Origin of the sequence: Rickettsia bellii RML369-C, assembly GCF_000012385.1 — a bacterium.
GTDB lineage: Bacteria > Pseudomonadota > Alphaproteobacteria > Rickettsiales > Rickettsiaceae > Rickettsia > Rickettsia bellii.
The window spans coordinates 1,050,296-1,074,050 of record NC_007940.1 but is presented as its reverse complement, the minus strand read 5'-3'; the positions used below and the strand labels follow the sequence as shown (position 1 = coordinate 1,074,050).

Sequence of the window (23,755 nt, the reverse complement as noted above, 5' to 3'; positions counted from 1 at the left end):
TAATAATTATAAGGTCATATGTTAAAAAAATATTTTAATTTAGTGATATTTTCACTGGTATTATTTTCAAATCTATCCTCTGCTGCTAATTTTACTATTATGCCGGTAAAAATAAATATTAATAAAAATGATAAAATAGCAACCATAAAATTACAAAATAATGATCTAATGGAAAGAAGTTTTCAGTTAACAGTATTAAAAAGAGAATATGAAAACGGCAAAGAAGAATATAAAGAAACAAAAGATTTGATAGCAACACCTTTAATGTTCCCTGTACAGGGTGGTAAAATCCAGATAATCAGGATTGCTGTAAAGGATAAAAAAATGTTTCCACAGCAGAAAATGCTTATAGAATTTCTGTAAAAGAATTAGCACATAAAATAAAAATAGATAATACTATCACTTCAACAGTAGATTTTATTGTCGAATTTAACGTACCCATAACAATTTCCAGCTAAAAATTTTTTAATTTAAATAAATCAAAGCCATGTGCTTTTTATATAAAATAATATCATTATTTATAGGTATTATTTTATTTAATTCATTGAGCTATGCAGAAATTACAGATGATAGTGAATTAATTGTTTCATTAAAAGTAAATTATGTAGAGACGGATATATTCCCGACAATTATGCAAAATAAACAAGGGAATTATCTAATCCCCCTTGAAGATATTGAGCATTTTAACGTGCAGGAAGAATATCTAAAACAAGGCTTAGTGACTTATCATGATATACAATATGTTAATTTAGATTTATTAACAGGCACTAAATATAGTTTAAATCATGAAAATTTAGATTTAGATATTATTTTTCCTACCGAAAAAATGCAAGGTCAATCATTTAATGCTACTGAGATGCCTATTAAGGAAGTTGACAATAAGCTAATTAATGGAGCATATTTCAATTATAACCTTACCCTTACTCAAGATGATAATAGTAATTATCTAGCGGGGGTAGAGGAATTGGATTATGCAACTGAAAACGGCGTATATAGTTATAGCTTTTTATTTCAAAGCAAAGCCGTTAATTCAAATTTTTCCAAAGTAAGGAGTGCTCAAAAAAATTATAATAAATTCACTCGTTTAGAAACTAATTGGACATATGAAAATGAAAATAAAATGACCAATTGGCGAGTGGGTGATAGTTTTACAAAACCGGCTATTTGGTCTAATTCAACTAGATTTGCTGGAATTCAATATGCTACTAATTTTTCTGTGCGACCAAATTTAATCACTTATCCTTTACTTGATTTCAGGGGAAAATCAGAGCTTCCTAGTAGCGTTGAATTATTTTCTAATAATATTCCTATATATAATGCAAAAGCTAGAATGGGCGATTTTGATATAAGCAACATTCCGGTTATTACGGGTAGGGGGGATTTAATAGTTAAAACGCAGGATATAACTGGTAAAATCAAAACAATTACCATTCCTTATTATGCAGCACCGAGCTTACTACGTCCTGGACTTTCTGATTTTTCGTATGAAACAGGTTTTCAAAGACAAAATTTTACTATTAAGAGTAATGATTATAAATATTTAATTCTTAATACTGATTATATGCTTGGTATAAATGATTATTTAACAAGTGGGGGACATTTTGAGTTTTTGAAAAATAATGGAACTGTTGGCACAACTAGTAATTTTAAAATTGGTAATTATGGAGTGGCTGGAATTTCATTAGCAAGTAATATCAAAAACTTTGGACATTCTCAAAGAGTTAATTGCGGATATACTTATGAATCAGAATATTTTGATTTTAATAGTAATTTAGATTGGAATAATAAAAATTATAGAGACGTGTATAACTATCCTAATAAAACTTATTCAAATTTAAGATATCAAATTTCAGCAAGTTATGGTAATGGCGATATTGGTAATATAAGCGTAAATTTTTTAACTTATGCTATAAAAGGTACACTCAAAAATAAAAGATCAAATATTATATCAGTAACTTACCAAAAAAATATTACCAAAAGAGGCGTCTTAAACTTTACTATAGGTACAGATTTAAAGAATAGGCATACAGGTAATTTTGCTTATCTTTCCTTTAATTTAAATCTAGATAATAATAGAAGTGTTTCACTTATCGATTCATATCAAAATAATTACCATATCAAACAGCTTGGCTTTTCATCACCGATTAGCTCAAATATGGGTTGGGGGTATAGTGCTAACTTAATTAAAGCTAAATCTACAAATTATAATGTACAAGTTAATCGTAATGGTGAACATAATGATATGGGACTCTATTTGTATAAAAATGATGCATCAACAACTAAACAGTTCAATATTCAAGGTAGCGTGGTCTCTATTGATAAGAATTATTATATGACAAGACCAATTACCGGAGGTATTGCCTTAGTTAAGGTAAGCGATATGAAAGATGTTGGAGTGTACAATAATAATCAACTAGTTGGTTATACAGATGATAAAGGTAAAATACTTATTCCAAACGTAACCCCTTATATTCCATCTGAAATAAGATTAGATGATGAAAAACTACCTCTTAATGCAGAGTTTTCCGATATTGCATTAAATATTGCACCAAAAACGAAATCGGCAGTAAAATTAGACTTTGGTATTAAAATTGTTAGAAGTGTGGAAATGACAATATTTGATAGCAATAAACATTTCATGCCTCTTGATAGCACCGTTACTATTGAGGGAATAGATGAAGAGTTATTTGTTGGTTACAATGGAAAAGTTTATATAAATGATATAAAAAATCTTGAAGTATTAAATGGTTCTGTCTGTAATGAAAATGTAGAAAATAGTAAATGTTGCCATTTTAGTATACCCGTTAATAAAGATTTAAATGATCCGATAATTGATTTAGGTGAGATAGTATGCGAATAAGATATTTGGTTGCAGTGTTTTTAATTAGTTTAGCTTTATCAGGTCAAACCATGGCAACGTGTAGCGTATCTGTACCAACTGTGGGATTTGGTAATGTTAGTACGTCGTCTAGCAAAACTACTTCAGTTACGGCTTCAGTCACTTGTAGTGCTTTAATTTCATTAATTGTGAGCTATACCTTAAAATTTAGTACCGGTTCAGCAAACATTTATAACCCGAGAAATATGCTTAACGGCAGTAATAAGCTAACCTACAATTTATATAAAGATGCTGCTCATAGTCAAATACTTGGTAATGGAACAAGCAGTACAGTAACAATTCAAGATAGCTATTTGCTTGCTCTTGGACCAGTTACTAGAAATTATACTATATATGCAAGTCTGCCTGCTCAACCTCTTGCTAATGTTGGTAATTATCAAGATACTATTACTGTAACTTTAACCCAGCCATAATTTCGAAAGGTCATTGTAAGGAAAAACTATAGGTATAATTTTAAAAATTGGTAACAATATTTTTATAATATTTCGTACTCACATACTAGTTTTGCAATTATTAATTACTTCTTACTATTACTATTTTTATTTCTAATATTAGTTGTAATATTTATTTAGAGCCTCTATAATTCATAAAAATTAATATGAAATACAATGAATAATAACGATGAAATTAATAAATTAGTAGCTTTTAAGGATAAAAATATCAGAAGAATTTTGTATAATAACGAGTGGTGGTTTTCTGTAATTGATGTAGTAGGTGCATTAACCGATAGTGTTGATTCTGGTGCTTATTGGCGTAAACTTAAACAAAGATTAAGTGAAGAAAAAAGTGAAGTCGTGACATTTTGTCACGAGTTGAAACTGAAAGCACCCGACGGTAAAATGAGGTTAACAGACTGTGCAAATACTGAATCATTGCTGCGTATTATACAATCTATTCCTTCACCAAAAGCAGAACCGTTTAAAAAATGGCTTGCTAAAGTAGGTTATGAAAGGATTCAGGAAATCTCTGATCCTGAAAAATCTGTTGATAGAGCAAGGGAAAATTGGAAACGACATGGTCGCAGTGATAAGTGGATTCAACAACGTATGATGGGACAGGAAACTCGGAATAAGTTAACTGATTACTGGAAGAATCATGAAGTAACCAAAGAGAATGAATTTGCAATACTAACTAATGTTATTCATCAAGAATGGGCAGACATAAGCGTCAGAGAGCATAAAAATATAAAAGGTTTAAAAAATCAAAATTTACGTGATCACATGAATGAAGCGGAATTAATTTTTACTGCTCTTGCTGAGTTATCTACTCGTCAAGTAGCAGAAACTAATAATGCAATAGGTATGGAAGAAAATAAGGTTGCAGGTAAAATAGGAGGGGGTATAGCTAAAAATGCCAGAATTTCTTTAGAAAATAAAACCGGTAAGAGAGTAATTTCAACAGAAAATTATTTATTACCTGAACGCAAGAAAGTTAAAAGTTTACCTGAATCATGAATTTTATATGGCTTGATCGACATTGTTGCATGGCTTGGTTTTCCCATTGTCACCCTGCGACTCGATTGCGGAATCCAAGTTAAAATGCTAAAATTATTAGTATTAAAAGTCAAACTTCTGAATCTAGTTCCCAAGCCACGGTAAGCGTTGTTGTGTGGAGCAATTTTTCCGTCTGAGCTAAGGAAATTACGAAGTAATTGACGAAGCAATCCAGTTAAAAAATACTAATATTATTTAGTATTTTTTATTATTTTTTCTGGATTGCCACGCTCATTTCATTCGCTCGCAATGACGATTTGGTATCCACGTAACAATGTCGTATAAACCACGGGATGATGGGAGGAAAATCGTGCTGTGCAACAACGCTTTTAATTGTTTGCAATGTCTATTGTATTAATGATTCAAATTCTTTAACTACTGCTTGATAGAGCTTACGTTTGAATGGAATAATAATTGATAGTAATTCATCAAGTGATGCCCAACGCCATTCGTCAAATTCTGGATTAAGAGTGTTTATATTAATATCTTCGTTAGTGCCAGTGAATCTAATTAAAAACCAGCGTTGTTTCTGTCCGCGAAAATTACCGTCCCATAATTTAGGAATTAAAAAACTTGGTACATCGTAACTATACCAGCATTTACTTTCGGCAATTATATATCCTTTGCTGCTTCCTATTTCTTCTAACATTTCACGCATAGCTGCAATACTTGGGGTTTCGCCAGGTACTATTCCACCTTGCGGCATTTGCCATGCAGAGATTTTAGTATCTATTCGCTTACCAACAAATATTTTATTATCGGCGTTTAATATCATCATACCAACGCCTGGTCTATAAGGTAGTGCTAGATGTTTTTTAGAAGTTTTATTCATAATTATAGTTTTACAACTTTATTTTTACCAGTTGTTTTAGCTTCATACATAGCTTTGTCCGAGCGTTCAATAAATTCTTCAATTGACTCACATTTTTTATACTCTGTAACTCCTATAGATACAGTCTTTTTTAAAGGTTTTTCTTGTTCATCTATTTGGAAGTTCATACTTTCTATTTTAACTCTAACTCGCTCTGCTGTATATATTGCTTGGTCAATATTTATATCATTTAAAAGTATAGTAAATTCTTCGCCACCAAATCTTGCTATTAAATCAGTTACTCTAAAGGTATTTTTTAAAATACGAGAAGTGGTTATTAAAACTTTATCTCCTGCTTGATGCCCATAAGTATCATTTACATGCTTAAAATTATCGATATCACACATAAGCAAATATAATTTCATGCCTTCTTTATTAGCCTTTTCGACTATTTGCTTAATGTGTACATCAAAATAACGGCGATTAAATAAACCTGTTAATCCGTCTTTAGCTGCTAAATTTACGCTTTGTTCTAAATCGTTACGTAAATTATCTTGATATTGCTTACGTCTTAATTGTGTTTTAATTCTTGCAGCTAGCTCACTTTCATCAATAGGATAAACAAAATAATCATTAATGCCAAGCTCAAATCCTTTCATAACTAATTGCATTTGATTTTCGTTTCCGTTTTCATCTTCATAAATTTGTAAAATTAATATTACTCCACTTATTTCCGGTTTGCCTCTTAAAATAGCTCCTACTCTTAAAGGATCTTCATTTTCAAGAGTACTACTAATCACTATAAGATCAGGTTTATATTCATTTATAGTATCTGTCTCTTCAGAATTACTTATTACTTTTACGTTAGATGTAATTTTAAGCAACATTTGTTTTATGTTCTTAGCTTGTACTACATCATCGTTAATTAGCAATATTTTTTTATCTGCAAAATTATCATGTATTTCAACATTAATACCACCAAGTAATGCATTAGTACTATTACGAATTTTTAACTCATCAATTAAGCTCTTCATTCTTGATAATGATTTAATTCTTATAAAAAGAGCATTATCATTAATTGGTTTTGTCAAAAACTCATCTGCACCAGCCTCTAACCCTTTAACACGATCATCAACATCAGAAAGAGCAGTTACCATTACTACCGGAATATGGGTAGTTTCAGGATCAGATTTAATTTTTTTGCATACTTCAAATCCATCCATCTCAGGCATCATAACATCAAGTAGTACTATATCTACTTTTTCTTTTTTTAAAATGTTTAATGCTTCTTTGCCGCTGCTTGCTTTAAAAACAGTATAATACTCATTTAAAAGCTTTGCTTCTAGTAATTTAATATTCGTTTCTATATCGTCTACTATTAATATGTTTGCACTCATAAGATTAAATTCTTGTTTTTAAAGGAAATAATTTGTATATTTATATTTTTTTAAAGTAAGTTTAAGTGTAATAATATATGAAAATTTCAGCGAATTCAATTAGAACAGGCAATATATTAGTTTATAATAACGATTTATGGGTGGTAAGCAAACAACCTGAGCATACTCAGCCTGGAAAAGGCGGTGCTTATGTGCAAGTTGAGATGAAAAATTTAAAGACTGGCACAAAACGTAACGAGAGATTTAGTTCTTCAGATCATTTAGAAAAAGCTGAACTTGAACAAAAAGATTATCAATTTTTATATTTTGAAGATAATAATATAGTGTTGATGGATAATCAGACTTTTGAGCAAATAAGTGTAAACAAAGAAATTTTAGATGAAAAATTACCTTTTTTAACTGAAAATATGATTGTTAAAGTCGAATTTTATAATGAAAAGCCTCTAAGTATTGAACTCCCTGCAACAGTTATATTAGAAATTATTGAAACTGATCCAGTAATAAAAGGAGCAACCGCAACCGCTTCATACAAGCCAGCAACTCTTGCAAACGGGGTTAAGGTAAAAGTACCTCAATATTTAGAGATAGGCGAAAAAATTGTTGTTAAGACTGAGGATCTAACCTATGTTGAAAGGTCTAAGTAGTCTACTAAGATAGAACTTCAAAAATTGGTTACGTCATCCTACAAGTACTGTGGTGCTCACGTATTAAGTAACTGCTGCCGCTCCTCGTCTTGTGGACGCCTTGCTCTTTTTGAAGTTGATCTTCGTATACTGTTCTTATTTATTTGTTAATTATTAAAATTAAATGCAACCTATAACTAATTTATTAATCAATTCACTGCGTAAAGCAGTTAAGTTTGTGCATAGAGATTTTTTAGAGCTTGAAATGCTTCAAAAAAATCCTATTAGAAATGAAGAGTTTTGTAAGCGATCTTATTTAAGACTAAAAACTTTGTTATGTGAAGAATTACAAAAACATACGAAATATTTATTTTTTCCTGAAGATCCATTTGATCCCAACAATAATTATGAAACTGTTTTTTTAGTAAATCCTATAGATAGTCCAAATAATTTTGCTAGAAGTCTTCCTTTTTTTGCTGTATCAATAACTTGTCTGAAGCAAAATCAAGATGGTCTAACACCTGTTTCTACTGTTATATATTTTCCGGTTCTTAATGAGGTATATTACGCTGAAAAGGGTAGAGGGGCTTGGGTAGAAAAAAATGATTTAGGTTCTAATCATAAAGGTCTAAGGTTAAGGGTTTCTGATAATGCTAATTTGGAAAATTGTCTAACAATTATTGAAGATTTAAAAAACAGTAACTTTCAAGAGGTTAATAACAGTAGAACTTTTGGTTCTTCGTGTTATGCAGCGATGCTTTTAGCATCAGGTAAGGCTGACTTAATATATTTACCATTATTAAATTTTACGTTATATTATTCTTTTGATCTTTTTATTAAAGAAGCAGGTGGTATAGTCGTAGATTCTAGTGATAAATTTATATATTCAAATCATTACATTACTAGAGAATTAAAAAAATCTTAAGCAAAACATTATTTTAAATTTGCATTTTTAGCATTAAGATATAATAATTAAGCATGTTAATTGTATCTGTAAGTGTATTATGAAAAAGTTTGACATTGATTGTGATTTTGGAGGACAAAAGTCTAAATTTACCATTTATATAGGTACACCGCAAGATGGACATCACCCATTGCAGTTCCAATCAAAATGGTTATCAGATGAGAGATGCGGTACTATTCCTGATGCTGTTATGGATGCAGTAAAACAGCTATATGATCTTTCGAAAAAAAATAATGTATCGTTTGAAGATTTGTGTGTTTATGCTCTTGGTACTGCTCAAGAAGCTCAAACCACAAGTAACGATGAAGATGAGACAGAAAGAGAGGATAATGATGATGAAGATAATAAAGCAGAACAAGCATAAATTATCAGCTTGTGGATACTCGGTGTCATCCTGTGGCAGCATTGCTTGCGTGGATACCAAGTCATCTGAGCTACGCAAATGAAATCAGCGTGGCAATTCAGAAAAAATAATAACTATAGAGATTAAAATGAAACAATATAACGACTTATTTAAAATTATTCACCGTGAAGGTTACATATTTATTGCTAGTTTTGCATTAGTAAGCTTCTTACTTGCTTCTTTTAACGAGAAGCTCGGTTGTATGGGATTTATTGCTACTGCTTGGTGTATTTATTTTTTCCGTAATCCCGATCGTTTCGTACCGATAGGTAATGATTTGGTAATAAGTCCTGCGGACGGGGTAATTCAAGAAATCAAAGAAGCCTTACCACCAGCAGAGCTAGGACTTGGTGATGTTGAAATGATTAGAGTTAGTATTTTCCTAAATATCTTTAACGTGCATGTGAATAGAATTCCGGCAAATGGTAAAATTTTAGCATTGCATTATAATCCTGGAAAGTTCTTTAATGCTTCTCTTGATAAAGCAAGTGTTTATAACGAACGTCAATCTGTATTAATGGAAACAGAGCAGGGGCAAAAAATTGCTTTTGTTCAAATTGCAGGATTAATAGCAAGACGTATAGTTTGTGATCTAGAAGAAAGTAATGAAGTTAAAGCAGGCGAGCGATATGGTATAATTCGTTTCGGTAGTAGAGTTGATGTATATCTACCACTAAAAACTGCTTTATTAGTAAGTAAAGGACAAACTGCTATTGGTGGTGAAACTATTATTGCAGATTTTGGACGCAAAAAGACAGCTGAATTACAATTTGAGAGAAAGTAGAAGCAGCCGTCATTTATATGTCATTCCCGCATAGGCGGGAATCTAGGCTAAAGCGAGATAAATCGAGCTTTTAATTTTAAAAGTTTATTGTATTTATACTTTTTTACTAGATTCCTGCTTTTAGCTAGGAATGACATGGTGGGCATGCACATTATAATATCATAAACCTTATTTTCTTGAGTACCCGCATTGTTAAAAATTCGTAAAACTATAATATCTAAGCCTGTACCTATAATAAAATTAATACCAAACTTTGTAACTCTGCTTGGCTTAGTAACTGGTATGAGTTCAGTAAAATTTGCATTAGATAGTAAATGGGAAATTGCTGTATATTGCATTATAGTAGCAGCAATTATTGATGGCATTGATGGAAGAATTGCAAGGATGCTAAATGCTACTAGCCCATTTGGTGCAGAACTTGATTCTTTATGTGATTTTGCTAATTTTGGTATAGCACCTGCTTATTTAATATATTTATGGTCTTTCCAGCAATATGAGTATAAAGTATTTTCTTCAGCAGTGATGTTACTATTTATAGTATGTATGGCTTTGCGTCTTGCTAGGTTTAATGTTGGCATTTATCAGCCAAAACAAGATAAAAAACCGGAGCATTTCTTTACAGGTGTACCTGCTCCTTGCGGTGCTTTACTTGCTTTAGTTCCTGTGATGATAGATTTTGAAATCGGTACATTATTGAATATAAATGTTCGTATTCATACTATAACAATTAATATATATTTAGCTATAATAGCTTTTCTGCTTGCTAGCAGACTTCCTACAATTTCAACAAAAAATCTAAGTATCAAGCCTGAATATTTATCGCTTGCAATGATTTTATTTGCTGTTGTTATTATAAATCTTATAATATATCCATGGTATGCACTGCCATTTATTGCAGTTATATATATTCTTTCTATCCCGTTTTGTTATTTCTTGAAACATAAATTTAATAACAATTAATTATGCTTGATGTATTAAAACAAAATATTCAAAAATATAGAAATCACCCATTTGCTAAATATATACTCATTGTAGCATTTATAGTAATAATTTACTCGGGTTATAAAATTTATGTTTGGGTAAATACAGAATCAACAGATAATGCTTATATTGATGCTGATATTTCGGATGTTAGTGCTGAAATTAATGGGGTTTTAACTAATCTATTAGTGACTAATAACACAAAAGTTAATAAAGGCGATCTAATTGGTGAAATCGATGATAGGGACTATAAAGCCAAGCTTGCAGCACTTGAGGCATCTATCGGAGCTTCAGAAAAAAATATAGAGATTATTGATCAAAAAATATCAATAGGGCAGAATCAATTAGAACAGTCAGGCGAAAAACTAAAACTTGCTGCAACAAGTTTTAATATTGTTTCAACTGATTTTACTAGAGTACAAGAGTTAAATAAAGCGAAATTTGCCAGTATTAAAGCATTGGACGATTCTAAAAATGCTTATCAAAAAGCAAAAACCGATTACAAACAAGCACAGCTAGATATAGATATCTCTAAGCAAAACTTACAGCTACTTGGGCTTGAAAAAGCAGCAGAACAAGAAAAGCTAAAAGAGTTAGAAGCAAATAAAAAAATTATCTTACGGAGCTTGCAGAACACTAAGCTTATTGCTGCGGTATCTGGTGTATTTGGTAATAGTAGTTTAGAAGTAGGAAATTATATAACGCCCGGTAGAGCTTTATTCTCTATAGTACAAGATAATTCAATGTATATTCAGGCTAATTTTAAGGAAACTCAAATTAAGAAATTTCAACCGGGTATGAAAGTAGAAATCCAATTTGATGCTATTCCTAAGAAAACATTTTATGGAAAAATCCGTAATATTTCCCCTGCCACCGGTTCTAAATTTACCTTAATCCCACCCGATAATGCCACCGGTAATTTTACTAAAATAGTGCAGCGTGTACCTGTTTTAATTGATTTTGATGCACCTGTTGCTAATCTCATCCCAGGTATGTCAGTAATCGTATCTATTAGAACTGACCAGAAGCTGTCTACTCGATGAACTTCAAAAATTAGTTATGTAGTTCTATTAAGTACGCAGATAGCCATGTATTAAGTATAATAGTACCTGATAGTTTTAAAAAAATGTTATATTTTATTCAGGTATAGGTGACCTTATATGTCATTCTTAGCAACGGCGGGAATCCAGAAAAATAAATATAAAAGCAGCAAGTTTTTAAAATTGAAAGCTTAGGTATCTTGCTTTATGCTGGATTCCCGCTTCCGCAGGAATGACATATAACAAAAACTTTCCGGTACTATCATTAAGTATACGCTCCGCTCTTCGGCTTACAGACTCCATGTTCTTTTTCAAATAAAACTTCGTCTACCCAACTTTTCATTTATTAGGAGTATAATTATCTTTTCATCTCCGCTATTTCTTTCTTTAATTTCATTACTAGGGTTTGTAATTTTTCAAATTCTTCCCTAGTAACATAATTACCTTTAAGTATTTTATCCTCAATCACGTCGCAGCTTTTATCTTTTATATTATTTACCGCTTTATGGAAGACGCTGCTAGCACCTGTTGCTACTTTTAAAATATCATTTGTTTTCATAATTATAATACCTCTATCGATAGAGCATGCAAGCCATTTTGAAATTCATCGGCAAGTAGGTTATTAATGGTACGATGATTGGCAATTAGGCTTTTGCCTTGTAAAATTTTTGCAGAGATTTTTATTTTAATATGGCTGTGAATTCCGTCATAATGACTAGCATGTTTATGACTTTCGTCTATTATTTCGCAAAAATGTGGTTTTAAGACACTTAAGCTTTTAGTTATCCTGTCTATTCTGCTCATATTTTTATTTTATTTATAGAAAAAATATCTTAGTATTTGTTAGAATATATAATTTTATTATCAAAATGGCAATGTCAGAATTAATCGCAGAATATAAAGTTTTACAAGCTGAAATGGATGAAGTAGGGAGGGGAGTATGTTTTGCCTGTAAATTATTGAATTATGATGAAATCGTATTCATCGAACCAAATAAGAATTTCATAATTCAGGATTTAGAAAAAATTATTGAAAATGTAAGCAAAGAGCTTGATATTCCTCTAAAATTTAGAAAAACAAAAAAAGATGTCATATTATTTATATTAGATATTACCGATTCTGATCTAATTAAAAGTTTTGCCAGAAAGTTATATTTATCTTCCCAGCTATATATAAATGATGAGCGACCGGAAATCTATATAAATTGTTGTATTGCGAGTAGTGAGTTCCCAAAAGTAAGTGCTAATGCAGAAGAGATTGAGAAAATACTAAATATGTTACTTTCACAGAATAATAATTATTATTATCGTGAATATAACTCTGATGATCATGATTTAGAGAATATAAAAAAGTCTAATTTACAACTCAATTTGCTTAGACAAGCTTTAGCTAAAAAAACTATGCGATTTGCTTATCAGCCTATAATTGATCGCAAGACTTTGAAAGTACATTATTATGAATGTCTGCTTCGAATACCGGATGAGAATGGTGCTTATATTTCGGTCGGTCCTATAATTCCTATTGCTGAAAATAAAGGATTAATTTTTGTAATTGATCAGATTGTTTTAGAGATGAGTATTCATGAGCTTGTAAACAACCCTAATTTAATGCTATCTGTTAATATTTCAAATATTGGTACGACTGATGAAGCTTTATGGGAGATAGCAGAAAGTTTATTAAAAACTTATGATGTTCGAGATCGTTTAATTGTCGAAATTACTGAAACTTCTTTTAACGAAAATTATGATAAAATAAATGTATTTATCAATAAGTTACGTAAGTTTGGTTGTAAATTTGCTTTAGACGATTTCGGCTCAGGCTTTACTTCCTTTAAACAACTTCAAAGCTTGCCTATTGATATTATAAAAATTGATGGCAAATATGTCCGTAGTATTACAAGCGATGTACAAAGTAGATATTTTGTTGAAAGGCTGATAAAAATCTCAGAAGATTTAAATATTGAAACAGTAGCTGAATTTGTCGAAAATGGCGAAATAGCTAAGTTTTTAATAGATCTAAAAGTAGGCGGCTTGCAAGGCAATTACTACTCCGAATCAAAATTTGATAGGGCGGAGTAGGGTAGAGCCGTCTTGTATGTCATTCCCGCAAAAGCGGGAATCCAGGAAAATAAACATAAAAGCAGCAAGTTTTTAAAATTAAAAGCTCGATTTCTCTCGCTTTATGCTGGATTCCCGCTTTTGCGGGAATGACATAAAAAGTATAGTACTTGACAAAATCCCTAAAACCATATATGCACAACTCAATTTTAAAAATTAACTTAAATGCTGTTACTTGAATTAAAAAAAACTAATCAAACTTTAGAAACTATACATTTTATTGGCATTGGCGGCGTTGGAATGAGCGGCATTGCTGAGATATTACATAATCTTGGTTATAAGGTGCAAGGTTCTGATTTATCAGAAAATTATAATACCAAACGTTTGGAAGCATATGGCATTAAAATATTTGTTGGTCATACACCACAAAATATTACAAATGTCTCATATGTTGTTGTTTCTTCGGCAATTAATCGAAATAATCCGGAAGTAAAAGAAGCTTTGGAGCGTAAAATCCCAATCATCAGACGGGCAGAAATGCTTGCTGAACTTATGAGGTTAAAATGCTCGGTAGCGGTATCTGGTTCGCATGGTAAGACTACTACCACTTCTTTAGTTGCTTGCTTATTTGAGGCAGCTGGTTTACATCCTACAGTCATTAATGGTGGTATTATTAATAATAGGTCAACAAATGCTTATCTTGGTTCAAGTAATTATTTAATTGCTGAAGCAGATGAGTCAGATGCAACTTTTATCAGTATTCCGTCGACTATTGCAATAATAACCAATATTGATCCGGAACATTTAGATTATTACAAAGATTTTGATACATTAATTAATGCCTTTAGGAGTTTCATTACAAATTTACCTTTTTATGGTTTTGCCGTTTGCTGTATTGACCATAAAATAGTACGTGAGTTAGTAAATAATATTACCGAGCGGAAAGTTATCACTTATGGTATTGATTCCGATGATGCTCATATTACCGCATTTAATATTAGTACAGATATTACTTCATCTACCTTTGATGTAAAAATTAGTTTGCCAAATGTAAGTGGTGTTACAATTATAGAAAAAATTACTATTCCTACTCCAGGAAGGCATAATATTCTAAATAGTTTAGCAGCAATTAGCGTAGGGGTGGAGTTAGATTTCGGTATTAAGGCTATTAAAAACGGCTTTAATAGCTTTAAAGGAGTAAAAAGAAGATTTACTAAAGTAGCTGAATATAATCAAGCTTCGGTTATTGATGATTATGCCCATCACCCTGAAGAAATTAAGGCAACATTATCTACTGCTAAAAACATAGCCAATAAGCAACATGGTAAGGTTATTGCTATTTTCCAGCCGCATAGATATTCAAGAATGCAGCATTTATTTGATGATTTTATGCGTTGCTTTGATGATGCGGATTTACTTTATATTACAGATGTATATGCGGCAGGTGAAAGCCCTATAGAGGGTATTAGCGGGCAAAGTTTAATTGATAACATTATTAAGCTCAAATATCATAATCAAGCAAATTTCTTAGCAAAATTAGATGATAGCTTAGAAGTTATAATGAATAAAGCGTCTCCTGGTGATATGATCATTATGATGGGAGCAGGTAATATTTCAAACTTTGCTAATGAATTACCGCAAAAATTTGGTAATTTGTCATGAACCTCCCTATAGTAAAAGGTGAGTATAGGAAAGACTATAACTTAAAACATTTAACATGGTTTAAAGTAGGTGGTAATGCTGAAATATTTTTTAAGCCTGTAGATAGCGAAGATTTAGCAAGCTTCTTAGTGCAAAATAAACAAAAATTACCCATAACTACCTTTGGTGCAGGCTCGAATATTATCATACGAGACGGAGGTATAGAGGGTGTCACCATAAAGCTTGGTCAAAATTTTAGCAATATCGATTTTACGGATGATGGTCATTTAATAGTCGGTAGTAGTTGCCTTAATTTTAGTTTAGCTAAATTTTGTCAGGTAAATGCTATTAGCGGCTTTGAATTTTTAGTCGGCATCCCTGGCACTATTGGCGGCGGTGTTGCGATGAATGCTGGAGCTTATGGCTGTGAGTTTAAAGATATTTTAGTTAGGATTGAAGCAATCGACTTTGCAGGAAATTTTCGAACATTTACAAATGAAGAAATAGGCTTTAAGTATCGTGGTAATAATTTGCCAAAGGATTTAATTATTCTTAAAGCCGTTTTTAAAGTTAATAAAGGTAATAGTGAAGATATATTAGCACGGATGAATGAAATAAATGCTGCAAGATCATCTACTCAGCCTATTAAGGAGCGTACTGGCGGCAGTACTTTTGCAAATCCGGAAGGATTTAAATCGTGGCAACTTATTGACAAAGCAGGACTTAGAGGCTATAGAATAGGCGACGCTTCTATCTCAGAACTTCATTGTAACTTTATGATAAACAATGGAAATGCTACTGCTAAAGAATTAGAGGATCTAGGTAACTTCGTCCAACAGAAAGTATTCGAAGATAGTGGGATTAAATTGAATTGGGAAATAAAGCGAATTGGGAAAGTGTCATCCCGTGGCTTGACCACGGGATGACAGAAGTGGAATGTATACACGCATTATTGTAAGGCGTTATTAAAAAAAATAAAATATGCATAAATATCAAACACATTGGGTTGAAAGCTCAGAAATTAAAATATTAAGTGATAAAGGCAAGAAACATATAGCATTAGTAGCGGGTGGTATGTCTGCTGAACGTGAAGTATCGCTGATATCAGCAGAGGGAGTAGGCAAAGCTTTAATAGAAGCAGGATATAAAGTTACTTTTATAGATATGGGAGCTGATATCACTGTTAAGCTGCATGAAATAAAGCCTGATATTGTTTTTAATTGTCTGCATGGCACATATGGTGAAGATGGTTGCCTGCCTGGACTTCTTAATATTATGCGAATTCCTTATACTCATAGCGGGGTTTTAGCCTCAAGCCTTGCTTTTGATAAAGTACATTCTAGAAGCTGGTTTTTGACTAACAATATTAATATGGCAGAAAGTATTGTCATAAGTAAAGGTGATAATATTAAAACTGATCCTATAAAACGCCCTTACGTAATTAAGCCGTTTACGCAAGGATCAAGTATTGGTGTTGAGGTAATATTTGAGGAAGATGATTTTAACTTTGCTAATTATGATTTTCCTTATGGTGATGAGGTAATAATAGAGAAATATATAAAAGGGCGTGAATTACAAGTAGCAATATTAAACGGCAAAGCCTTGGGAGCTTTAGAAATTAAGCTATTAAAAAACCGTTTCTATGATTATGAAACTAAATATACTGAAGGATTTGCCGAGCATTTATGTCCTGCTCCTTTGCCTACCGATATATATGATAAATTGCTTAAAGAGTCGGAAAAGATTTATAACACAATGAATTGTAAGGGGGCGGCTAGAGTTGAATTTATTTTAGAAGACGGCACAAATAAATTATACGCTTTAGAAATAAATACGCATCCTGGTATGACTCCTTTATCTATAGTTCCTGAAATAGCTGCTTATCATGGTATAGATTTTGTTAATTTAATTGAAGAAATTTTAAAGACGGCAAGCTTTGAATCATGAGAAAAAAAACAAGCTCAAATAAAAAAAATACAGCTAAAAAAAACAATAACATTTCATTGCATCGAAAGTTAGGGCTAATCTATAAGAAAACAATATTAATACTTAAAATCGTTTTAATTATCTTTATATGTTTGTTTGCTTTCACAAAATATTTTGCTTCGTTAAAAAGCTATTTAAAAACAAATATATATCAAACAACTACAGAACTTGGCTTTAAACTTGAGAATGTAATAATTGAGGGGCAACAAAATGTTGATGAACCTACAATATTAAAAGTTTTAAATGCTAAAAAAGGTAGTTCTATTTTTGCTCTTAATTTAGATGAAATTAGGAATAATTTAAAGAATAATAGATGGATTAAGGAAGTATATGTTTCAAGAAGATTACCAAGTACGATATATATAAAACTGTTTGAAAGAGAACCTATTGCTATTTGGCAGATCAATAACCAACTCTTCTTAATTGATGAAGAGGGTTATGAAATCAGTAAGAACATAGAGCCATTTCCTCATTTATTACATGTTGTAGGGGAGGGGGCAAATATATATGCTAGCAAGCTAGTAAATGAACTACAAAAATATCCGGCATTAATAAATAAAACCTCATCTGCTATTAGATGTGGGGATAGAAGATGGGATTTAAATCTTAAGGGTGGAATAAATATTAAATTACCGGCAAAGAATTTTGAAGAAGCCTTAAAATATATAGACGCACTCAATAAAGCAAATAAACTATTTAATCAAAACTACAAACAGTTAGATTTGAGAGACAAGAATAAGTACTATATTGAGAAGTATTAATTAGACTCGTCATTGCGAGGAGGCGTTGTTGCGTAGATCAAAAAACGCCCTCGGTGTCATCAACTATGTTTTAAATTAAAAAGAAGAGATTTTAATTTAGCATTAGCGATGACAATAATTTTACGCATTAAAGCGGTAAGAGCGACCATTTTTTTTTTACCATTGTTAATGAGTCGCTCATAAAAGAGTCTTAAACCAGAAGTCTTGCTATTACGGGCTGACATAGCAGCAAGGAATAGTATAGGCTTGACTCCTGCTCTACCATGTCCTACCTTTCTATATCCTTGATATTTACCACTATCATTAGCTTTTGGAGCAAGCCCTGCAAGAGAAGCAATCTGCCGTCTTGTTAACTTCCCTAACTCCGGTAATAATATTAATAACTCAAAAGCAACTATATTACCAATGCCATTTATCTCTTTCAATATCTCATGCTTTGCTTTTAACAGCTGATCTGATGATATAATCACTTCTACCTGATTAGTAATCTCTGTAATTTGATTACTTAAAACATCTATCATATTTATACAGCTATTTTTAACAAACTTATCTGTATTTGCTTGTTGTAATCTATTCTTTTCGGCAACTAACATTTGCTTTAAATCATTCCGTCTTTGTACTAACCGAAATAATTGTATATTTTGTTTTGATTCAGGCTTAAATACTTCAAGCTTATCTGCTCGCTCCTTACCATATAATCCTAATGCTTTAGCATCTAACTTATCTGTTTTTGCACTATTACCATATGATCTGATAAAATTCTTTACCTTTCTTGCATCTGCTCTATGTACTACATAACCTCTTTCACATAAGCTATACAATAACTCTAGTTCATATCCGCCTGTTGTTTCAACTACAGTTAGAGAGTTTGCTAAAATATCCTTATTATCATTAATAAATTCAAATATACCGGAACTTGTATTCTCATATTCTTTTGTATCTTTTATGCCCTCTATTCCTACTACAAAATTATATTTTCCTATATCAATTCCTATATGTTTGTGATATTTTATCATATGTACCTCGAGATTTTATATTGTTTAGGATTGTAATCGGGCGTGCTTATCGCATCCCTTCCAACTATTCAAACTTCTCGAGAGTCGGGCTATAGTACCTTGATGACTCCGGTCGTATAAAACCTATGCCGTGACGGTCGCTTATGCCCGCTTAATACCCTATATCATTATATAGGGTATTAACACTCTCTTATAAATGTTTATATTACATTTATAACTTATATTATATCACTTTCTTTTCTTACAATACCGTGGCTTGGGAACTAGATCCAGAAAATAATAAAAAATACTAATTTTATTAGTATTTTTAACTGGCTCTAGTTCATAAATCACGGGATGACAGGGGAGAGAATGATCCACGCAGGCAATGCCTTGCGAGGAGATGCATAGCAGAGGGCGAAAGCAAGCTCAGGACATTTAACTAGATTGCTTCGTCGCTATGCTTCTCGCAATGACGTTTTTGGAATTACAACAAACATAAAAAATGAAAGAGAAAATATCGAATTTTGTAGCACTTGATTTTGGCAGTAGTAAAATTGCTGCGATTGCTGCCTATATTAGTAAAAAAGGTGAGATCAAGGTAGCAAGTCAAAATTTACATCACTCTAAAGGCATAAAATCAGGGGTTATAACAGATTTAAAGAATGCTGAAAGTAGTATTGTTTCAGCAATTTATGCGTTAGAAAAAGATTGTAATAAAAATATCAAAAAAGTTATATTATCGCTATCAGGAGCTGCTACTAAATCTTATTATATAAATTATACTATTAAAATTAGTACAGCAACTATAACCAAGCAAGATATAAAAAAGCTTTTACAAAAAGCATTACAGGAGTTTAAATTTAAGAATCAAGAAATTATTCATTACTTTCCTCTTGAGTTTATTCTTGATAATAATAGGGTTGAAAACCCTATAGGTATGTACGGAAGAGAGCTTGGCTGTGAATTACATATTATTGCAGCTGAGTCAAATATGCTATCAAATATTGTGCAGTGTTTTGCTAAATGCCATATTGAAGTTACAAATATTACTCTAGCCATTTATGCTTCTGCGATTAGCTGCCTTACAAATGATGAAAAAAACCTCGGTTCATTGATTATAGATATAGGTGATAAAACCACTTCTTTTGGTATTTTCTTTGCCGGTAAATTGATATATACAGGACACGTAAATATAGGTAGTTTTCATATTAGTTCTGATATTGCAAAAGTTTTCGGTACTGACCTTGCTACAGCTGAAAAATTAAAGATTTTATATGGTAACGCAATTTTATCCTCTTTTGATAAAGACAGTATTATTAATATGGAGGATTTTAATGTTGATGCTCACCATAGCCCTGCAGGAGCAGTAACGGTTTATAAACTTGCTGAAGTAATAAAGGCAAGAGCAGAAGAGATATTGTTAATGGTAAAGTCTGAATATGATAAGGCAATAAAAGGACAAATATCAGTGTACCGCACTGTTATTACTGGAGGCGGATCGCAGCTTAGAGGGCTTAAAGAGCTTTCAAGTAAGGTTTTTGAGAAGCAAACTAGAATAGGTAAGCCAGAGCTTATTGATGGCTTTACTGAAGACTATAATCCCGCTGCTTATTCGGCAGTTATAGGTATGCTAAAAATTCACGCTCTAAAACAGCAAAAAGAATTTTCCCATATGAAACTTGATGAAAATAGCAGCTGGATTAACAAAGTTTTCGATTGGCTAAGAGAGAATATTTAATATTTCTTTGCTTACTAACACTATCAACAATAACGTCCGGTACTATTGATCAAGCCACGGCATCCAAAAAAATAATAAAAAATGCTATGCGTTTTACTGGATTGCTTCGTCAATTACTTTGTAATTTCCTCGCAATGACGATCCTCGATCCATGCGGCAATCCTTAAGTATTGTTTTTTATTAGATTACTATTTAGGTCTGTGTTTAGAGCAGATTAATATATTACCTTTAACCTTGGTAATAAATACTTTATCTCCTGATTTAGCTTTCTCGTTTGGTGCAAGGTAAGCATTCATAATAACCCCAGACCATTTTACTTGTCCAAGGTTTTCTTCTGAAATTACATCGCTATAAACTTCAGCTTCTTTACCTATCATATCGGAATAGTTTTCATTAGTAGTAGTTTTGCTATATACGTATTTTTTGAGAGGATAATATAATATACAAAACCATATGAGAGATATTAAACCAAAAAGCGTTATTTGATTTGTTAAGCTGATTAAAGGGTAATTATATATTATAAGAGCATTTAATAAAGCTCCGAACCCAAAGAATAAAAAGCCGATATTAGGAATTGCAAAAAATTCTGCAATTATACAAATTACTCCGATTATTAACCAAATTTCAGTTAAGTACTCATTTATCATGAACATAAGTTTTTAAAAATAATATAACATCTGCGATATCTTGTGGTTTTGATATACCGGCAAAAGACATTTTAGTACCAGGAGCATAGCTACTTGGTTTATGTAAGAAAGCAAATAAACTATCATCATCCCAATTACCTCCAAGGGCTGATAAAGCAGGGGAATATTTATAATCCGTTATGCTTGCTTTAGGGCGACCTGCTACATCCCATAAATGAGGTCCTATCTTATTTGGACCATCTTTATCAAGAGAATGGCACATTAAACATTTTTTAGCTATTTCACGACCATTATCAGCATTCGCTGTTTTCATCAATTCCGGTATATTGATTGGGGCTTGTGCTTGTGTAGTAGGTGCTTCTGAAACTTCCTGCACTGCAATACTATAACCTCGATGTTTTGGTTCTAAAACGGGTTTATATAATATATTTGCAATAAACCCAACCATCATAGCAATTAAACTTGCAAACAATATAGCTGCAACAATTTTATTTAGTTCTTTTCCAGACATTTACTTTTGTTTTTTATTAGAATTTATACTATAATTTGGATTATAAGAGAAGTTAATTAAACAAATAAAATAAAAAAATAAATGGTTGATTTAAAAAAATCAAGATTTCGAATAATATTAGATAAAATTAATAATAATTGGAATCGTTTTACAGAAAGTAAAGTCGGTAAAATATTACTTAGTAATTCTTTAAATTATGCTATTTCGTTAACAGGGGCAGTAATTGCGGTTTCAGGACTTTTTACACCTGTGTCGCCTATAGTTATAACAGTAGCTGCTATTACTGCGGTAGGTGTAGGAATTCAGGCTATAAATGAAACTGTTAAAATACGAAATTTACGTAAACTTCATAAAGAAAATAATTTATTAGTACAAAATAGAAATGCTAAAGCCCAGCAAGATTATATATTATCGTTAGAACCTAGGTTAAAAGATAGTCTAAAAAATGAATTATTTACACCACCTAAGAAAGAAAAAGATTTTAATAGTGATAAGTATAAAGTAACCAGCAAAAATCTTAAAAGTATTGGTATAGTACTTACAAATAATGTAGTTGGTATAACTTCTGCTATATCTACTGCTATTGTTCAAGGAGCAAGCGGAAATGTACTTGGAGTTTTAAGAGCTACAGGTTATGGCATATTAACTTTTGTTTCGTTAATTACTGGAGGGCTTAGTGAAAAAGAAAAAAATAGAATAAGAACAATATTTAAGTTAAATATAAATGAAGAATGTAAAAAGCACGACACTCCAGATTATAAAAATTTAGATCAACTAGAAAAATATACTAAAGAACAAATTCTGCAAACAGCTGTATTAAAGAAGTTAATCACCGATAAGAATTATTGGAAGATGAAAGATAATGATAAGAGAGAGAAATTTCATGAAATAAGAAATACATTTATTGGTGAAATAAGAAATAATGGGTTTAATGATTTTTGTAATAAAAATAAAGTATCATTAAATATTGAAAAAGAAAGTTATGCCAAAGATATTGGAAGAGTAATGAATCCATTCTATGAGAAGCCTAATAAAGCTCAAGAATATAGTAACTTAGCAAATGTTATGAATAAAAGAAGAAGATCTGCTATATCTCGCTAGCAGTAACAAATTTATGTGAGGTATTATCACTAAATATTCGTTGTAATAACTCGTTATTAAGAGCATGACTAGTTTTATAGCCATTAATTGAGCTTACAATGTTATTACCAGAAGTATATAGATCGCCAAATAGGTCTAATAATTTATGACGCACAAATTCATCTTGATAACGTAATCCATCAGGATTTAAGACTTTATCTTGATCATCTATAGCTATTGTATTCTCAAATGAAACACCTAGAGCAAGCCCCTTACTCTGTAAATAGTCACCATCTTTTGTAAAGCCAAAAGTACGAGCATCAGCAATATTATTATTAAAAGATTCTTGCTTTGAAAAGACTAAATTTTGTCTTCCTATAGCTTTACTATTAAAATCAATAGTCAAATCTATTTTCATATGATCAGAAGGTGTACAAGTTAACTCGCAATCTTTATGAGTAGCTGTTACTTCTTTCAGAATTTTTAAATATTTTTTAGGAGCATTTTGTAGCTTTTTCCCAGCACACTCAATCATAAAGACAAAAGGTTTGCTACTGCCATCCATTATAGGAACTTCAGGACCATCTATTTTGATAACAGCATTATCAATTCCGCATCCCCATAATGCAGCCATTATATGTTCAATTGTTGAGACTTGTATTTTGTTGCTATTGCTTATAGTAGTAGAGAGTAAAGTGTCAGAAACGTTAAAATATTTTGCTTCAATATAATTATTTTCTGAAGATATGTCAGTTCTTATGAAGATAATACCAGTATTTTCTTTAGCGGGTTCAATAGTTAACTGAGTACGTTTCCCAGAATGAACACCTATTCCGTAACAGCTTACGGGCTTTGATAATGTAATTTGCTGCATTTAAAATACTAATAACATATATTTAAAATATTAATATTCAATGTTGAATGGTGCAAGTTATATTATA

General features: G+C 31.4%; 25 protein-coding genes. 17 read left to right on the top strand and 8 right to left on the bottom strand.

The genetic code is table 11. The annotated features are described in order from the left end of the window. Nucleotides 1-18 precede the first annotated feature (18 nt). From RBE_RS05060 to RBE_RS05040, 4 genes are all read left to right on the top strand, one after another. Complete coding sequence (locus tag RBE_RS05060) at nt 19-363, top strand: fimbria/pilus periplasmic chaperone (RefSeq protein WP_011477639.1); 345 nt, start codon at nt 19-21, stop codon at nt 361-363. A 181-nt stretch (nt 364-544) separates the two neighbouring features. Continuing rightward, the gene (locus tag RBE_RS08020; RefSeq protein ID WP_228368730.1) at nt 545-2,860 is read left to right on the top strand and encodes a fimbria/pilus outer membrane usher protein; all 2,316 of its coding nucleotides are present in this window, start codon (nt 545-547) and stop codon (nt 2,858-2,860) included. Next, nucleotides 2,851-3,312, top strand: coding sequence for a spore coat protein U domain-containing protein (locus RBE_RS05045; protein ID WP_011477637.1), 462 nt, complete (start codon nt 2,851-2,853; stop codon nt 3,310-3,312). The genes RBE_RS08020 and RBE_RS05045 overlap by 10 nt, the downstream gene beginning before the upstream one ends. Nucleotides 3,313-3,507: 195 nt before the next feature. Continuing rightward, entirely contained in the window at nt 3,508-4,353 is an 846-nt protein-coding gene (locus RBE_RS05040) for a BRO-N domain-containing protein (protein ID WP_011477636.1), read from the top strand. Nucleotides 4,354-4,738: 385 nt separating this feature from the next. Here the strand turns inward: RBE_RS05040 and RBE_RS05035 are convergent, their stop codons facing one another. Beyond that, the gene (locus tag RBE_RS05035; RefSeq protein WP_011477635.1) at nt 4,739-5,224 is read right to left on the bottom strand and encodes an RNA pyrophosphohydrolase; all 486 of its coding nucleotides are present in this window, start codon (nt 5,222-5,224) and stop codon (nt 4,739-4,741) included. A 2-nt stretch (nt 5,225-5,226) separates the two neighbouring features. Further along, nucleotides 5,227-6,600, bottom strand: coding sequence for a PleD family two-component system response regulator (locus RBE_RS05030; protein ID WP_011477634.1), 1,374 nt, complete (start codon nt 6,598-6,600; stop codon nt 5,227-5,229). A 77-nt stretch (nt 6,601-6,677) separates the two neighbouring features. Between RBE_RS05030 and efp the strand changes: the two genes are divergently transcribed. The 6 genes from efp (at nt 6,678) to RBE_RS05000 (ending at nt 11,398) form a co-directional block, all read left to right on the top strand. Beyond that, nucleotides 6,678-7,244, top strand: coding sequence for an elongation factor P (gene efp / locus RBE_RS05025; protein ID WP_011477633.1), 567 nt, complete (start codon nt 6,678-6,680; stop codon nt 7,242-7,244). A 163-nt stretch (nt 7,245-7,407) separates the two neighbouring features. Beyond that, entirely contained in the window at nt 7,408-8,148 is a 741-nt protein-coding gene (locus RBE_RS05020) for an inositol monophosphatase family protein (protein WP_011477632.1), read from the top strand. 79 nt (nt 8,149-8,227) lie between these two features. Continuing rightward, complete coding sequence (locus RBE_RS05015; protein ID WP_011477631.1) at nt 8,228-8,551, top strand: DUF2610 domain-containing protein; 324 nt, start codon at nt 8,228-8,230, stop codon at nt 8,549-8,551. Nucleotides 8,552-8,678: 127 nt separating this feature from the next. After that, the gene (locus RBE_RS05010) at nt 8,679-9,374 is read left to right on the top strand and encodes a phosphatidylserine decarboxylase (protein WP_011477630.1); all 696 of its coding nucleotides are present in this window, start codon (nt 8,679-8,681) and stop codon (nt 9,372-9,374) included. Nucleotides 9,375-9,563: 189 nt separating this feature from the next. Further along, on the top strand, nt 9,564-10,334 hold the full coding sequence (gene pssA / locus RBE_RS05005; RefSeq protein WP_011477629.1) for a CDP-diacylglycerol--serine O-phosphatidyltransferase: 771 nt from the start codon (nt 9,564-9,566) through the stop codon (nt 10,332-10,334). A 2-nt stretch (nt 10,335-10,336) separates the two neighbouring features. Continuing rightward, nucleotides 10,337-11,398, top strand: coding sequence for an HlyD family secretion protein (locus tag RBE_RS05000; RefSeq protein WP_011477628.1), 1,062 nt, complete (start codon nt 10,337-10,339; stop codon nt 11,396-11,398). A gap of 355 nt (nt 11,399-11,753) precedes the next feature. Here RBE_RS05000 and RBE_RS04995 read toward each other — a convergent pair whose 3' ends face one another. Together RBE_RS04995 and RBE_RS04990 are read right to left on the bottom strand one after the other, a co-directional pair. Continuing rightward, nucleotides 11,754-11,954 carry a hypothetical protein gene (locus RBE_RS04995; protein ID WP_011477627.1) on the bottom strand — a complete coding sequence of 67 codons (201 nt, stop codon included), beginning with the start codon at nt 11,952-11,954 and terminating at the stop codon, nt 11,754-11,756. 2 nt (nt 11,955-11,956) lie between these two features. After that, a complete protein-coding gene (locus RBE_RS04990) occupies nt 11,957-12,199 on the bottom strand; it encodes a BolA family protein (protein ID WP_011477626.1) in 243 nt (80 codons plus the stop codon). Between the two features lie 56 nt (nt 12,200-12,255). On the opposite strand from RBE_RS04990, the gene RBE_RS04985 reads away from it, so the two are divergent. From RBE_RS04985 to RBE_RS04965, 5 genes are all read left to right on the top strand, one after another. Then, a complete protein-coding gene (locus RBE_RS04985; protein ID WP_041804697.1) occupies nt 12,256-13,473 on the top strand; it encodes an EAL domain-containing protein in 1,218 nt (405 codons plus the stop codon). 204 nt (nt 13,474-13,677) lie between these two features. Continuing rightward, complete coding sequence (murC, locus tag RBE_RS04980) at nt 13,678-15,114, top strand: UDP-N-acetylmuramate--L-alanine ligase (RefSeq protein ID WP_011477624.1); 1,437 nt, start codon at nt 13,678-13,680, stop codon at nt 15,112-15,114. Next, the gene (murB, locus tag RBE_RS04975; RefSeq protein WP_011477623.1) at nt 15,111-16,019 is read left to right on the top strand and encodes a UDP-N-acetylmuramate dehydrogenase; all 909 of its coding nucleotides are present in this window, start codon (nt 15,111-15,113) and stop codon (nt 16,017-16,019) included. Before murC ends, murB begins: the two co-directional genes overlap by 4 nt. A gap of 55 nt (nt 16,020-16,074) precedes the next feature. Continuing rightward, on the top strand, nt 16,075-17,040 hold the full coding sequence (locus RBE_RS04970; protein ID WP_011477622.1) for a D-alanine--D-alanine ligase: 966 nt from the start codon (nt 16,075-16,077) through the stop codon (nt 17,038-17,040). Then, a complete protein-coding gene (locus RBE_RS04965) occupies nt 17,037-17,840 on the top strand; it encodes a cell division protein FtsQ/DivIB (RefSeq protein ID WP_011477621.1) in 804 nt (267 codons plus the stop codon). Before RBE_RS04970 ends, RBE_RS04965 begins: the two co-directional genes overlap by 4 nt. Nucleotides 17,841-17,899: 59 nt before the next feature. On the opposite strand, the gene RBE_RS04960 is transcribed toward RBE_RS04965, so the two are convergent. Continuing rightward, nucleotides 17,900-18,856, bottom strand: coding sequence for an IS110 family transposase (locus RBE_RS04960; RefSeq protein ID WP_011476926.1), 957 nt, complete (start codon nt 18,854-18,856; stop codon nt 17,900-17,902). 484 nt (nt 18,857-19,340) lie between these two features. On the opposite strand from RBE_RS04960, the gene ftsA reads away from it, so the two are divergent. After that, nucleotides 19,341-20,576: a cell division protein FtsA gene (gene ftsA, locus RBE_RS04955; RefSeq protein ID WP_011477620.1), complete on the top strand. Its 1,236-nt coding sequence runs from the start codon at nt 19,341-19,343 to the stop codon at nt 20,574-20,576. 188 nt (nt 20,577-20,764) lie between these two features. On the opposite strand, the gene RBE_RS04950 is transcribed toward ftsA, so the two are convergent. Together RBE_RS04950 and RBE_RS04945 are read right to left on the bottom strand one after the other, a co-directional pair. Continuing rightward, on the bottom strand, nt 20,765-21,229 hold the full coding sequence (locus RBE_RS04950) for an NfeD family protein (RefSeq protein ID WP_011477619.1): 465 nt from the start codon (nt 21,227-21,229) through the stop codon (nt 20,765-20,767). Beyond that, the gene (locus RBE_RS04945) at nt 21,213-21,734 is read right to left on the bottom strand and encodes a c-type cytochrome (protein WP_011477618.1); all 522 of its coding nucleotides are present in this window, start codon (nt 21,732-21,734) and stop codon (nt 21,213-21,215) included. Before RBE_RS04945 ends, RBE_RS04950 begins: the two co-directional genes overlap by 17 nt. A gap of 81 nt (nt 21,735-21,815) precedes the next feature. Between RBE_RS04945 and RBE_RS04940 the strand changes: the two genes are divergently transcribed. After that, complete coding sequence (locus RBE_RS04940) at nt 21,816-22,835, top strand: hypothetical protein (RefSeq protein ID WP_011477617.1); 1,020 nt, start codon at nt 21,816-21,818, stop codon at nt 22,833-22,835. Here RBE_RS04940 and lpxC read toward each other — a convergent pair. Beyond that, nucleotides 22,822-23,688 (bottom strand): UDP-3-O-acyl-N-acetylglucosamine deacetylase, encoded by an 867-nt coding sequence (gene lpxC, locus RBE_RS04935; RefSeq protein WP_011477616.1) that lies wholly within the window; start codon nt 23,686-23,688, stop codon nt 22,822-22,824. The genes RBE_RS04940 and lpxC overlap by 14 nt on opposite strands. Nucleotides 23,689-23,755 lie beyond the last annotated feature (67 nt).

Excerpts from the sequence above, each read along its gene's own strand:
- RBE_RS05020 (WP_011477632.1), top strand. The coding sequence starts at position 7,408 with ATGCAACCTATAACTAATTTATTAATCAATTCACTGCGTAAAGCAGTT.
- RBE_RS04950 (WP_011477619.1), bottom strand. The coding sequence starts at position 21,229 with ATGTTCATGATAAATGAGTACTTAACTGAAATTTGGTTAATAATCGGA.
- RBE_RS05045 (WP_011477637.1), top strand. The coding sequence starts at position 2,851 with ATGCGAATAAGATATTTGGTTGCAGTGTTTTTAATTAGTTTAGCTTTA.
- murC (WP_011477624.1), top strand. The coding sequence starts at position 13,678 with ATGCTGTTACTTGAATTAAAAAAAACTAATCAAACTTTAGAAACTATA.
- RBE_RS05000 (WP_011477628.1), top strand. The coding sequence starts at position 10,337 with ATGCTTGATGTATTAAAACAAAATATTCAAAAATATAGAAATCACCCA.
- RBE_RS05030 (WP_011477634.1), bottom strand. The coding sequence starts at position 6,600 with ATGAGTGCAAACATATTAATAGTAGACGATATAGAAACGAATATTAAA.
- efp (WP_011477633.1), top strand. The coding sequence starts at position 6,678 with ATGAAAATTTCAGCGAATTCAATTAGAACAGGCAATATATTAGTTTAT.
- RBE_RS04995 (WP_011477627.1), bottom strand. The coding sequence starts at position 11,954 with ATGAAAACAAATGATATTTTAAAAGTAGCAACAGGTGCTAGCAGCGTC.
- RBE_RS04965 (WP_011477621.1), top strand. The coding sequence starts at position 17,037 with ATGAGAAAAAAAACAAGCTCAAATAAAAAAAATACAGCTAAAAAAAAC.
- RBE_RS04990 (WP_011477626.1), bottom strand. The coding sequence starts at position 12,199 with ATGAGCAGAATAGACAGGATAACTAAAAGCTTAAGTGTCTTAAAACCA.
- RBE_RS04970 (WP_011477622.1), top strand. The coding sequence starts at position 16,075 with ATGCATAAATATCAAACACATTGGGTTGAAAGCTCAGAAATTAAAATA.
- RBE_RS05035 (WP_011477635.1), bottom strand. The coding sequence starts at position 5,224 with ATGAATAAAACTTCTAAAAAACATCTAGCACTACCTTATAGACCAGGC.
- RBE_RS05010 (WP_011477630.1), top strand. The coding sequence starts at position 8,679 with ATGAAACAATATAACGACTTATTTAAAATTATTCACCGTGAAGGTTAC.
- RBE_RS05015 (WP_011477631.1), top strand. The coding sequence starts at position 8,228 with ATGAAAAAGTTTGACATTGATTGTGATTTTGGAGGACAAAAGTCTAAA.
- RBE_RS05060 (WP_011477639.1), top strand. The coding sequence starts at position 19 with ATGTTAAAAAAATATTTTAATTTAGTGATATTTTCACTGGTATTATTT.
- lpxC (WP_011477616.1), bottom strand. The coding sequence starts at position 23,688 with ATGCAGCAAATTACATTATCAAAGCCCGTAAGCTGTTACGGAATAGGT.
- RBE_RS05040 (WP_011477636.1), top strand. The coding sequence starts at position 3,508 with ATGAATAATAACGATGAAATTAATAAATTAGTAGCTTTTAAGGATAAA.
- ftsA (WP_011477620.1), top strand. The coding sequence starts at position 19,341 with ATGAAAGAGAAAATATCGAATTTTGTAGCACTTGATTTTGGCAGTAGT.
- murB (WP_011477623.1), top strand. The coding sequence starts at position 15,111 with ATGAACCTCCCTATAGTAAAAGGTGAGTATAGGAAAGACTATAACTTA.
- RBE_RS04940 (WP_011477617.1), top strand. The coding sequence starts at position 21,816 with ATGGTTGATTTAAAAAAATCAAGATTTCGAATAATATTAGATAAAATT.
- RBE_RS04945 (WP_011477618.1), bottom strand. The coding sequence starts at position 21,734 with ATGTCTGGAAAAGAACTAAATAAAATTGTTGCAGCTATATTGTTTGCA.
- RBE_RS04960 (WP_011476926.1), bottom strand. The coding sequence starts at position 18,856 with ATGATAAAATATCACAAACATATAGGAATTGATATAGGAAAATATAAT.